General features: G+C 44.1%; 10 protein-coding genes. 7 read left to right on the top strand and 3 right to left on the bottom strand.

Annotated features, from left to right (window positions below; all coding sequences use genetic code 11):
- Window positions 1-164: 164 nt before the first annotated feature.
- Entirely contained in the window at window positions 165-1,016 is an 852-nt protein-coding gene (locus sps_RS03895) for an endonuclease/exonuclease/phosphatase family protein (protein ID WP_077751332.1), read from the top strand.
- Window positions 1,017-1,069: 53 nt separating this feature from the next.
- Here sps_RS03895 and sps_RS03900 read toward each other — a convergent pair whose 3' ends face one another.
- Window positions 1,070-1,777, bottom strand: a complete 708-nt coding sequence (locus sps_RS03900; protein ID WP_077751333.1) for a substrate-binding periplasmic protein — start codon at window positions 1,775-1,777, stop codon at window positions 1,070-1,072.
- Between the two features lie 313 nt (window positions 1,778-2,090).
- On the opposite strand from sps_RS03900, the gene sps_RS03905 reads away from it, so the two are divergent.
- The 6 genes from sps_RS03905 to sps_RS03930 all read left to right on the top strand — a co-directional run bounded on the left by sps_RS03905 (window position 2,091) and on the right by sps_RS03930 (window position 8,879).
- A complete protein-coding gene (locus sps_RS03905) occupies window positions 2,091-4,055 on the top strand; it encodes a RecQ family ATP-dependent DNA helicase (RefSeq protein ID WP_077751334.1) in 1,965 nt (654 codons plus the stop codon).
- A 163-nt stretch (window positions 4,056-4,218) separates the two neighbouring features.
- The gene (locus sps_RS03910) at window positions 4,219-5,988 is read left to right on the top strand and encodes a DUF885 domain-containing protein (RefSeq protein WP_077751335.1); all 1,770 of its coding nucleotides are present in this window, start codon (window positions 4,219-4,221) and stop codon (window positions 5,986-5,988) included.
- 223 nt (window positions 5,989-6,211) lie between these two features.
- On the top strand, window positions 6,212-6,895 hold the full coding sequence (locus tag sps_RS03915) for a response regulator transcription factor (protein WP_077755537.1): 684 nt from the start codon (window positions 6,212-6,214) through the stop codon (window positions 6,893-6,895).
- 152 nt (window positions 6,896-7,047) lie between these two features.
- Window positions 7,048-8,175, top strand: coding sequence for a M14 family metallopeptidase (locus sps_RS03920; RefSeq protein WP_077751336.1), 1,128 nt, complete (start codon window positions 7,048-7,050; stop codon window positions 8,173-8,175).
- A gap of 108 nt (window positions 8,176-8,283) precedes the next feature.
- Window positions 8,284-8,601 (top strand): zinc ribbon domain-containing protein, encoded by a 318-nt coding sequence (locus sps_RS03925; protein WP_077751337.1) that lies wholly within the window; start codon window positions 8,284-8,286, stop codon window positions 8,599-8,601.
- Window positions 8,598-8,879, top strand: a complete 282-nt coding sequence (locus tag sps_RS03930) for a DUF1315 family protein (RefSeq protein WP_077751338.1) — start codon at window positions 8,598-8,600, stop codon at window positions 8,877-8,879. The genes sps_RS03925 and sps_RS03930 overlap by 4 nt, the downstream gene beginning before the upstream one ends.
- A gap of 159 nt (window positions 8,880-9,038) precedes the next feature.
- Here sps_RS03930 and ansA read toward each other — a convergent pair whose 3' ends face one another.
- Window positions 9,039-10,052, bottom strand: a complete 1,014-nt coding sequence (ansA, locus tag sps_RS03935) for an asparaginase (RefSeq protein ID WP_077755538.1) — start codon at window positions 10,050-10,052, stop codon at window positions 9,039-9,041.
- Between the two features lie 175 nt (window positions 10,053-10,227).
- Window positions 10,228-12,069 (bottom strand): signal peptide peptidase SppA, encoded by a 1,842-nt coding sequence (gene sppA, locus sps_RS03940; protein ID WP_077751339.1) that lies wholly within the window; start codon window positions 12,067-12,069, stop codon window positions 10,228-10,230.
- Window positions 12,070-12,170: the final 101 nt, after the last annotated feature.

The following is a 12,170-nucleotide window of genomic DNA, read 5'->3' on the forward strand; positions in this document are numbered from 1 at the left end:
TATATTGCATTAAATTGCTTTAAAGATCAGTATTTTTAGTCGATGGTGAGTTTAGCTGGCATTATGTTGCTTGCACTGCCGTGGGGATATGTGTGCTTCGTGATGTTTAGGTGCAATGACTTATGGTATAAACTGCAGACTTATCCTTATTTATTTTTCAAAGCATGAAACTAGCTAATTCGACTCGTTCTGTTTTAATCGTTATTTTTGTTATTTTTTTCACAATTATTCTATTTTTAGCATTATTGCCGACGAGTGAGCCCCGAATTTTGACTGATCTCGACATACCATCCTTCGACAGCCGATGTGTACATGGGGACGATCCTATGGGGGCATATTTAGATAGCCAAGGCTCGTTAAGTGTGGCTACATGGAATATCTATAAGCAAAAAAAGCAAGGTTGGCTTAAGCAACTGGCCAGCTTAAACCAAGCCAGTCAGCTGGTTCTACTTCAAGAGGCTGGTCTGAGCCCAGAACTCAGGCAATATATTCGTACAGCCGGATTGAAGGCCTCAATGGCGAAAGCATTTACTCTATTAGATACCTCATATGGTGTGATGAACCTTTCTCGTGCCCAAGCTCTGTCTGCTTGCGCATTTACGGCCACTGAGCCGTTAATTCGTTTCGCTAAATCAGGAATCGTCGCCTATTATCCACTGTCCAGCGGCGAAGAGCTCTTAGTGGTTAATCTACATGGTATTAATTTTGAGTGGAACCTTACTCATTACTCCAGGCAATTTGAAGCGATAGCCCTCGAGCTTGATAAACATCAGGGGCCTATCATATTAGCGGGTGATTTTAATACATGGCGAACACTGAGGCTCAATGTCATCACTGAGTTTGCTAAGCGATTCCATTTATCTGAAATCAATTATCGCGTCGATGAACGCCAACGTGTATTTGGCTTCCCCTTAGATCATATTTACTATCGCGGATTAACATTCCTTGAGGCCGAGTCATTAGCGACTTCAAGCTCAGATCATAATCCCATTACGGCTCGCTTTATGCTCAAGTGATTCTATTGAACTGTTTCTGAAAACTATTGGGGACTGTTTAAATCTGCTTCAGTTTATTGACTGGAAAAAGAGCAGGTTGAGGTTTGCTCATTAAAGTCTGTAATAAATTCCGGGTATTTAGCTAAGAATATTTTACCGAAATAAACCCCCAGTGGTTTACTCTTGTTATGTACTTGCTTAAAAGTGTCCATAGTTAAGCCTGCTCGTTCGATAGCGGCCTGAAAGAGCAAGTTATTCTCCATTATGGCATCGACACGTTTATGGGTAAGTAACTTAATGAGCTTATCGATAGAGTCAGTTTGATGGGCAATCATAAAATTGTTTTCATAGAGCCAATGAGTCGTATTCGAGTGCTGGCGGCTGGCAAAGATGGCTGCCGATTTAATATCGGTAATGGCAGAGGGGATCTTACTGTCCTTTAGTAAGTAAAAACTCCAATTTTGTTCGATGAAGGTGTTTGATTGAACGGCGTATACGTCTCGTTTGTCATTTTGTGAAGCGGCGAAGAAAGCATCATACAAACCCGTTTCGACGCCTTTTTGTGCGCGTCCCCAAGGAAGGAATATAACCTGATAATCTTGTTTTAGCCTATTCAATACACAGTCGAGTGCATCAATTGCATAGCCAGTCTGTATTTCGTTCGATTCCATCTGATAAGGAGGCCATTCTTTGGTCGATATTGATAACTTTGGCACTTTCTCGTTAGCTTGAACCACAAAAAGGCTCCCAATTAATATCACCGCCATTGTTGCTGTGATCATGCTGAAGATCCCAATGGGAGAGCTTTTTTTGAAAAGCCAATACCAGAGAGATGAACTTAAGCCAGATAGAGATTGAGATAAATGTATCAAGGTAATGTCACTCACAGCCTTCGTATCATAAATTCTAGTTTAGCCTAAGGTGATGTCAAAATAGATGGGCTGGAATATTAGAAAAAGCGATAGCTCCTATGGGTTTATTGAGTAAGTTAAGACCCTTATTGCTGGTTTTCTACAAATAATCCTGTTTGAAAACATTAATCATAGATAAGCTTGTACACTTGGCTGGTATCTTCTCAATTTTTAGGCGCATTACATGTCTCCTCATGCTGTTATTTCCGAACCTCATCGACTGTTACAGTCCTATTTTGGCTTTGAAGCATTTAGACCCGGACAACAGGACGTTATCAATACTATTTTCAGCGGGCAGAGCGCTGCAGCTATTTTTCCCACAGGTTCCGGCAAATCTATTTGTTACCAACTCCCCGCTATTGCGCTGCCTCACCTGACTCTGGTCGTCTCGCCATTACTGGCCTTGATGCAAGATCAGCTCGCATTTCTAAAAGAGAAGGGGATCAGCGCGGCAAGTATAGATTCCACCCAGAGCCGAGAACAAGCCAATGAAATAATGCGGGACATAAGAAGTGGCCAGATTAAAATATTGATGATCTCAGTCGAGCGTCTCAACAATGAAAGATTCAGGCAGTTTATTTCAGAGATCCCTTTATCTTTGTTGGTGGTGGATGAGGCCCACTGTATCTCAGAGTGGGGACATAACTTCAGGCCGGATTACCTTAAATTACCCCGTTATCGACAAGAACTAAATATCCCACAAACCTTACTGTTAACTGCGACGGCCACCCCTAAAGTGATTGAAGATATGGGGGATAAGTTTGGTATAGCCCGAGACAATGTGAGTTTGACTGGTTTCTACCGTGCTAATCTTCACCTGGCCGTACAAGGCGTTAAAAGATCGGACAAACTTGATACCTTATGTCAGTGGTTACAGCCCAGACAAGGGCTGTCAGGCATCATTTACGTGACCTTGCAACAGACTGCCGAGCAGGTGGCTGAGCAGCTTAGAAGCCGAAATATTCCGGCAACAGCCTATCATGCTGGCATGAACTCAGATGTCCGCTCCAGGATCCAACAAGAATTTATGTCTGGCAAGCAACAGCTCATTGTGGCAACGATTGCCTTCGGTATGGGGATAGATAAGAGCGATATTCGCTACGTAGTGCATTATGATTTGCCCAAATCTGTGGAAAACTATGCCCAGGAAATTGGCCGTGCGGGTCGTGATGGAGGAGATTCTGACTGTCTGGTATTAGCTAATGGCGATAACTTAAGCACACTGGAGAATTTTGTCTATGGTGATACGCCTGAATCATCGGCCATCGCTGTCGTACTCGATGAAATTATTAAGGCGTCACATAGCCAGAGCGGCAACAAGGGGCGCGAGTGGGAAGTGGTGCTCAACAGCTTATCTGCTCAATCAAATATTCGCCCTTTGTCCTTAAAAACCTTGTTGGTGTATCTTGAGCTGTTTAATGTGATTAAGCCCACCTACAGCTATTTTGCCGAGTATAAATATAAATTACTCAAGGGCGAAGAGGAGATCTTGGCTGGTTTTAATGGGGAGAGGCGTGATTTTGTTCAAGCAATTTTTAACAGTTCAGATAAAGCGAAGATCTGGTTTAGTGTCAATTTCGAAAGACTGCACCAAGATTATGCCAGTGATCGACAGCGGGTACTGAAAGCCATTAATTACCTGGATGAAAAGGGAATGATCGAGCTTCAGAGTAAACAGATGACTCAAGTCTATGACATTTTAGACCCAAATTTCTCTGTTGAGGCGCTGCAGTCTTCTCTGTTTGAGCGCTTTAGCCAAAAAGAATGCAGTGAGATAGAGAGAATTAACCACCTGGTCTCCTTCTTTACCTCTGATGTATGCCTCAGCCAGCAACTCGCCCATTATTTTGCCGATATGAATATGACGGCTCCCTGTGCCACTTGCAGTGTCTGCCTGGGTCACCAAGCCATATTACCGCCGCAACCTTATCTTCGCCCCTTAGTTGAGCTGGATTTTAATGCTCTGACAGAATTTGCCATCATCAAGCTGAATAAGGCATCTAGCCCGGTACTCTTGTCTCGTTTCTTGTGTGGTTTAACGACTCCCATGTTTACCCGTCTCAAGATGAGGGCCTGTAAAGGCCATGGGACTCTAGAGAAATATCCCTTCGGTGAGGTTAAGCGCTGGGTAGAGTCTAATCTGACTTAGATAAAGACACTGTAGGTGTTGAATCTGTAAACCTCTATTTATAAATCAACGCCTGATGCTGATATTTCTCATCATACGTGTTCTACTGTTTGGTGAATTTCTTGGGTCAAGGTGGGAACTCTCCCACTAAATAATAATAACGAAAAACTATTTGGGAAGACAAATGAAGAAAGCCACACTATCGCTAGCCATAGCATTATCTTTTGCGGGTTTAGGCGGATGCCAGACACAGGAGGAAACTTCTGAGAAGCCTGAGGCTCAGGTCAGTGAGCAACTGAGTTTCGCACAATTTTCTAGCCAGTTTATCGACGATTTATGGAAAGAGTCACCAACATGGGCCCTTTATAGTGGTTATCACAAATATGATGGTGTACTCAAAGTCCCTAATGCTCAGAATCGTAAACTGTCTTTATCCTTTAATCAGCAAGAGCTGGGTACGTTAGCTGCTTTCGATCTAGACAAGCTGTCGGCCAATGAGTTGATCGATTATCGTTTGATCGAAAACTTGCTTAAAAGAGACATCTGGGAGATCACTCGTTTTAAGTCTTGGCAGTGGGATCCTTCTTCATACAATGTTGCCGGCGGCTTCGCACAGCTGGTGAACGAAGATTTTGCTCCCTTGGACACGCGTCTGCGCTCGGTGCTTGACCGAATGGAAAATGTCCCAGCCTATTACCAAGCCGCCAGAGATAACATTGAGTCGCCAACCTTAGAGCACACTCAACTTGCGATAATGCAGAATAAGGGTGCCTTCTCGGTTTTTTCTGATGAGCTACTGAGTCAGGCAAAAGATTCTGGTTTAACTGCAGATGAAAAAGCCCTGTTCGAGACGCGATTTATGGCATCGACAAAGGCAATTCATGAACATATTCAATGGCTGGATGCACTAGAAAAGCAATTATCTCGTGATGGTGCTCGCAGTTTTAGAATTGGTGAAGCCCTTTATGAAGAGAAGTTTGCCTTCGATATTCAGGCCGGGATGACTGGCAAAGCTTTATATGAGAAAGCCAGCGCCGACAAGGTTCGGGTACAAGGTGAGATGGCGAAGATCACGGCTAAACTCTGGTCACAGTACTTTGATTCTGCCATGCCTGAAGATAAAAATAGTGCCACGAAACAGCTGATCGATAAATTGTCATCTAAGCATGTTAAACGCGATGATTTTGTCGATGAAGTCCGAGCGCAAATTCCTGAGCTAATCAAGTTTGTGAATGAGAAGAAGCTAGTCACCTTAGACCCCAAAAAACCTCTGGTTGTGCGTGAGACTCCGGCATATATGCGTGGTTTTGCTGGGGCTTCAATCAGTGCACCTGGTCCTTACGAGAAGTCGAGCAATACCTATTACAACGTGACTCCTCTCGATGGCATGAGTGATGAATCGGCAGAAAGCTATTTGCGTGAATACAACCACTGGATCCTGCAGGTGCTCAATATTCACGAAGCTATTCCTGGTCATTATACACAACTTGTGTATTCAAATGAGTCTCCTAGCATGATAAAGAGTCTGTTCGGTAACGGCGCCATGGTTGAAGGCTGGGCGGTTTATACAGAACGTATGATGCTTGAAGAAGGTTATGGTGATTTTGAACCAGAACTCTGGTTGATGTATTACAAGTGGAACTTACGTGTTATCGCTAACACTATTCTCGATTACAGTATCCAGGTAAAAGGCATGACCGAGCAAGAAGCCCTTAACTTGATGACACAAGAAGCCTTTCAGCAGACAGCAGAAGCAGAAGGTAAGTGGCGTAGAGCAACCCTGAGCCAAGTTCAGTTAACTAGCTACTACTCAGGCTACCGTGAGATCTATGATTTCCGTGAAGAACTAAAAGAAAAACAAGGCGAGCAGTTTGATCTTAAAGCATTCCACGAACAGTTTTTAAGTTATGGCAGTGCACCCGTTAAATATATCCGTGAGCTGATGATGAAATAATATGTTAAAACGAACTGATTGAAGCATTAGTGTTCGATAGTGTTTTAAAAAAGACCAGATGCTTCTGGTCTTTTTTTTTGCCTAGGCAATTAACAAGGTGTTAACGGATATTTTTAGTTTAAATAACTAACACAGCTCACATTTAAATAAAAAACAACTGGAATTATACCAATAGCTATAGTAGTGTTAATGATAACGGTTCGCATTCGCAATGTTTGGTGAGATGAGTAAAATATTATTGGTCGATGATGATCTAGTGTTTAGGGAATTACTTGAGGAAGCGTTAGAGGCTGAAGGACACGATATTGTCTGTGCTAAGAATGGTTTTGAAGCACTGGCAATATTAGAGGTAGACCTCCCCGACATTATTCTGCTAGATATCATGATGCCAAAATTAGATGGATTTGGTTTATTGGCTGCAAGGAAAGATCAGATCCCTGTGATAGTTATTTCTGCCATCGATAATGAAGATGAAAGAATAAAAGGCTATGAGCTGGGAGCCGATGATTTTCTTACAAAGCCTTTTAGCGTAAAGGAGCTTTTAGTCCGCATGATAGCATTACAACGTCGCGTAGAATTAACTCGAGCAGAGCAATTTACTGTCAGCTCAACCTCTGAGGATGAAGTTAAATTTGACGATACTCAATATTGTGTTTCGATAGCATCGAGAAAGGTTACCCTCACTCAAACAGAATTTAAATTATTTAAGTACCTGTTCGAACGTAAAGGAAAAGTGATCACGAAGCAGGAACTGCAGCGCAGTGTACTGCACAAAGATCTCGGCAGGTTTGACCGAAATCTCGATATGCACATCAGTAACACTCGTCGTAAACTAGCCGATACTCAGCTACCTAAAACTCTCATTAACACTGTCAGAGGACAAGGGTATAGTTTTGCCAATTGGTGAACCGTTTTGAATTAAGGATATAAAAGCCACATTCGATGTGGCTTTTTTGTTTTTTAGCTGCCCAATTGAACATTTTCGTTTATCCTATAGCCCATCTAATGAGTCATTGTGATTGTATGGCTCATTCTCTTAGATTAACTAAAGGAAGACTTATGCGGATCAGTGCTAATTTTGATGGTGGAAACATTGAAGTCATCAATCAGGATAATATTAATGATGTGCAGTTAGCCATTCGCCCAGATGTTGGTGGAGAATTTTACCAATGGTTCAACTTCCGCCTCGAGGGCGAAGTGGGTAATCGATATCTGCTTAATATTGTCAACGCTGGCTCTGCTTCCTATCCACAAGGTTGGGAAAACTATCAAGCCGTAGCCACTTATGACAGGCAACAATGGTTTAGACTCCCCACGGAATATAAAGACGGTAAATTAACCATAGCGGTAGATCTCGATTGTGATGCAATTCAAATTGCCTATTTTGCGCCTTACAGCTATGAGCGTCATCAAGATCTACTGGCTGCAGTGCAAATTCATCCGCTGGTGAGTCTTGAGCATCTAGGTCTGACACTCGATGACCGTGATCTGACCTTGATCAAGGTGGGTGATGGTGATGAATCAAAAGCCAATATCTGGATAACTGCGCGCCAGCATCCTGGTGAGACGATGGCCGAATGGTTGGTAGAAGGATTCATCAATAACTTGCTTGACGGTGATTGTGCCAATGCCAAGGCATTATTAGACAAGGCAAATTTCTATATCGTGCCTAATATGAATCCAGACGGCTCCGTGAGAGGTCATTTGAGAACCAATGCTGCTGGCGTCAATTTAAATCGTGAATGGTCGAGCCCATCTCTAGAGAAAAGCCCTGAAGTATTCCATGTGACTAACAAGATGAAAGAGACTGGTGTCGATTTATTCTATGATGTACATGGTGATGAAGGTCTGCCATTCGTGTTCCTTGCAGGCTGTGAAGGCGTACCTTCTTATACTGTTAAGATGGCCGCTCTGCAGCAAAAATTTATTGATGCACTTAAGTTAACTAGCGCCGATTTCCAAACCGAGTTCGGTTACGATAAAGATGAGCCTGGAAAGGCCAATCTAACTGTGGCATCTAACTGGGTCGCAGAAACATTCCAGTGCTTGTCTAATACATTGGAAATGCCGTTTAAAGATAACGACAACTTAGCCGATCCTATGGCAGGCTGGTCGCCTGAACGCTCAATTTACTTAGGTGAAGCCTCACTGACTGCGATGCTTTCCGTTGTTGACGAACTTCGTTAATCATTAAGTAGAACTGATTGATATAAGTCTGGCTATTGAGTTTCGCCTCAATAGCCAGCGAGTGCTTAAGGTTATTGAGCATAATTTAAGTATGATCTTGAGGTAGTGATGGCATTAATTGAATGTCCAAGTTGTAAAAAACGGATCTCGAATAAGGCGACTCAATGTAGCTTCTGTAGTGCAGACCTCACCGGTAACACTGATTCATTGACGACTATCAGCCATATTAAGCGTTCGAGCCAGCTGATGAACCACAGCATGTTGTCCATGACCTTGTTTATCGCAGGAGTGGTGATTTGGTTTTGGGGAGGCGAGCCAGCCCAAGGAATAAGATCTTACATTGCAGGTGTGTGTTTTGTGTTGGGCTTTGTGGGTTACCTCATCACTCGGGTGAGAATAGTACTGCATAAACGGAAAAGAGTATGACAGAGATAAATAAAATGATCGACGAGATGCCCCATGAGGTCTATGAAAGGCTAGTCAGTGGCGTCGAGCTGGGTAAATGGGAAGATGGCACGCGTCTTTCACCAGAACAACTTGAGTCTACGATGCAGTTAGTGATGCTTTTTCAGGCGAGAAGATTGAATCAAACTGACCACTTAACGGTTAATTCAGCTGGACAGCTTAACGAGTTATCTAAGTCTCAGCTGAAGAAACAGTTCAAAGGTGAGTCCATCGCCGAGTTTAAAGAGAAAGATCTATAATAGATCTGCTGCGCATCTCTATTGAAAAGGCGAGTAACCAAACCAAATAGCAGTTACTCGCCTGTTTTCTTTATTTTCTAGCTAATATGCGCAGCGTATTATTGCTAATCTTCCATACTTCAATGTACAACTTGCTTACAGTAAGGTTTCAATGGGAGATTAATCTTCGCTCAGCTCGCCAACCAAATCTTGCTGCATCGCCTCTCTCACTTGTGCGGGTGACATGGGTGTAGACAAGAGGTAATGCAGTTTAGCTAAGGCCGCTTCCGTCGTCATATCCGCACCGCTAATAACCCCCGCTTCTTGCAGTGCATTGCCCGTCGCATAGCCTGACATATTGACCTTACCTTGGAGACATTGTGTGAGGTTCACCAATATTATTCCACGTTGGCTCGCTTGTGACAGCACCTTAAGCAGCGCAGGGTTTTGAGGGGCGTTACCGACCCCATAGGTGAGCAAGATCAGCGCTTTGACAGGTTGTTGTAGAATGTTCTTTATGATGTCTGTGGTGATACCTGGGTAGAGTGTTACCACGCCTATCGGCTGGGGACTGATGGTGGCAACATCTAAAGGTTTGTCCGACTGCTCAGCTATTTTTCCTGCCTTCATTCGGATCTTGATGCCAGCCTCAAGCAACAAGGGAAAGTTAGGAGAGGCGAACGCCCCGAAGCCATCGGCGTGTGCCTTGGTTGTCCTGTTTCCCCGAAAGAGTTTGTTATTAAAAAATAGACATACTTCAGCGACCGGATAATTAGCCGCAATGTAGAGTGAGTTCAGCAGGTTGGTTTGACCATCGGATCTGAGTTGGGCGAGTGGGATCTGTGAACCCGTGACAATAACAGGCTTGGAAAGGTCCTGTAACATGAAGGACAAGGCTGAGGCGGTAAAGGCCATGGTATCTGTGCCGTGTAATATCACGAAGCCATCATACTTGTCGTAGTTTAATTTAATATCATCGGCGATCATCTGCCAATCCGTCGGTGCCATATCCGATGAATCTATCAGTGGACAATATTCCTGGATCACGAACTCCGGCATATCATCATGGTAGAACTCAGGCATAGCCTTCACACAATCTGTGAGGAAACCAGCGACAGGGGCGAAGCCATGGGAGGTTTCTTGCATGCCTATGGTACCGCCTGTATAGGCAACATATATGGAACGTTTGGTCATTGTTATATTCAGATAGACGCTATTTGGCTGAAGTATACTTGCTTGCAGGGCTTCACCCAATGGTTTCCGGTATTATATTTGTATCCGTGTTGGTAATAAAAAAACCCGAGCAGGCTTAGCCTGATCGGGTTTATGTTTGTTGCAGAGCCGATGATCTGACTCTACTACTGTGAGGTTATAGCGTACAGTTATCGCAGAACAGGTACATGCCGTTAGGATCATCGAAGGCATTGAACTCTTCAATCACACCAGACCATTGAGTCAGTACTTGTTCGATAAGTGAATTACCCATGGTGCTTTGAGGCAAGTAAGTGGCGACCGAGGCGAACATCTCCTGGATAAACAGCTCTTGTGTGGTTAACTCTTGCTCTATTATCTGACTATCGAAGTCTTCCAGACCGGCCATATCCGCCGCCTTGGCAACCGCATTGTCAAGATCGCCAACCTCATCGATAAGTCCTAATTCGAGAGCCTTACGGCCAGACCACACTCGTCCTTGGGCTATGCTATCGACATCTTCCAGACTCATGTCGCGCTCTTTAGCGACTAATGAGATGAAGTCATGATATCCACGTTCGATATGACGCTGAATGACGCTCTTAATCTCAGGGGTTAAGCCCTTGGCTACTGAGATGCCAGCCCACTGTGATGTGGCAACACCATCGGTATGTATCCCTAAACTAGAGAGAGAATCTTCGAAGGTGGTGATCATGCCGAAGATCCCGATGGAGCCAGTGAGTGTGGTGGGAGTGGCATAGATGTAATCGGCACTGGCCGAGATCCAGTATCCACCCGAAGCGGCGTAACTCCCCATGCTCACGACGACGGGTTTACCAGCTGTTTTGAGTGCCAGGACTTCTTGACGGATCTGCTCGGAGGCAAAAGCACTGCCGCCTGGGCTGTCTACGCGCAGTACTACAGCCTTGACATTATCATCAAATCTGGCTTTGCGAAGCAGCTTGGAGGTACTCTCACCACCAATTTGACCAGCGGGTTGATTGCCGTTGAGTATAGTGCCTTTCGCCACTATGATGCCGACGGTGTCCTCAATGAACAGATCCGGTTGAGTCGAAATGAGAGACTGATAGTCATACAAGCTTACCTGCTTGTAGCTGTTTCCCTCAGTGGCTTTACCCACTGTTTCTATCATCTCGAGTCTGAAGGCTTCTGTAGAGGCTAGCTCGTCTACCCAATGCATGTTGATGGCCATATCTGCGGATTTACCATCGGCCTTATCAAGCTCAGCTAGGTAAGTGTCAGCATCGAGTACCAACTGCTCAGGCTTTATGTCGCGATTGCTTGATACTGTGGCTGCATAGCTGGCCCAGATATCATTGAGTAATTCAGTATTAGCTTTTTTAGCGGCGGGAGACATGTCGTCGCGAATATAAGGCTCGACCGCTGACTTGAAGGTACCAACACGGAAGATATGGGCATTGATTTTAAGCTTATCCAATGCAGACTTATAGTACTGGCGGTAGCGACTTAAGCCTTCTAATTCGACACTTCCCTGGGGGTTGAGATAGATGGTGTCGGCGAAACTGGCTAAGAAGTACTGGTTTTGTCCGTACCAGTTGGCTGTCGCCAGTATCGGCTTACCCGTCTCTTTAAAGCGTGTGAGGGCATCACCAATAGATTGAAGTTTACTTATCCCGGTCCATCTGAGATGACCCATGTCTAACACGATAGCTGAGATACGCTCGTCGGCGGCGGCATTATCGATGACATTAAGGATATCGGCGAGTAAGATTTCACCAGAGCCATCACTGTTTTTACTGTTTTTCATGGCCGCTTCGATGGGATCGACTTGACGTTTCTGCTCAACGATAGAACCGGCTAAGTCCAAGACAAGCGCTGATCCTGATTCAACCTGGATATTCTCATCGGTACTCACTGCGATTATGATTACCGCAAGTAAGCCGAAAAAGAAAAGATTGAGCACCAGCTTTCTAAATCCGTTAACGGTTTTCCAGATAAGCTGAAATATTCTTTTAATTAATGAGGGTTTAGCGGACATTATCCACTCCTTTATTACTTCAATATGACTATGCTAACTGAAAAAACCTCGATCAGGGTAATTGAATTGTAAAGGAATCTAATATATCCCGAGTGGCTCTG

The sequence above is a fragment of the Shewanella psychrophila genome (assembly GCF_002005305.1).
GTDB classification, from domain to species: domain Bacteria; phylum Pseudomonadota; class Gammaproteobacteria; order Enterobacterales; family Shewanellaceae; genus Shewanella; species Shewanella psychrophila.

What these genes read in the sequence shown, in the direction of transcription:
- sps_RS03895 (WP_077751332.1), top strand. Translation starts at nt 165, where the DNA reads ATGAAACTAGCTAATTCGACTCGTTCTGTTTTAATCGTTATTTTTGTT.
- sps_RS03900 (WP_077751333.1), bottom strand. Translation starts at nt 1,777, where the DNA reads ATGATCACAGCAACAATGGCGGTGATATTAATTGGGAGCCTTTTTGTG.
- sps_RS03905 (WP_077751334.1), top strand. Translation starts at nt 2,091, where the DNA reads ATGTCTCCTCATGCTGTTATTTCCGAACCTCATCGACTGTTACAGTCC.
- sps_RS03910 (WP_077751335.1), top strand. Translation starts at nt 4,219, where the DNA reads ATGAAGAAAGCCACACTATCGCTAGCCATAGCATTATCTTTTGCGGGT.
- sps_RS03915 (WP_077755537.1), top strand. Translation starts at nt 6,212, where the DNA reads ATGAGTAAAATATTATTGGTCGATGATGATCTAGTGTTTAGGGAATTA.
- sps_RS03920 (WP_077751336.1), top strand. Translation starts at nt 7,048, where the DNA reads ATGCGGATCAGTGCTAATTTTGATGGTGGAAACATTGAAGTCATCAAT.
- sps_RS03925 (WP_077751337.1), top strand. Translation starts at nt 8,284, where the DNA reads ATGGCATTAATTGAATGTCCAAGTTGTAAAAAACGGATCTCGAATAAG.
- sps_RS03930 (WP_077751338.1), top strand. Translation starts at nt 8,598, where the DNA reads ATGACAGAGATAAATAAAATGATCGACGAGATGCCCCATGAGGTCTAT.
- ansA (WP_077755538.1), bottom strand. Translation starts at nt 10,052, where the DNA reads ATGACCAAACGTTCCATATATGTTGCCTATACAGGCGGTACCATAGGC.
- sppA (WP_077751339.1), bottom strand. Translation starts at nt 12,069, where the DNA reads ATGTCCGCTAAACCCTCATTAATTAAAAGAATATTTCAGCTTATCTGG.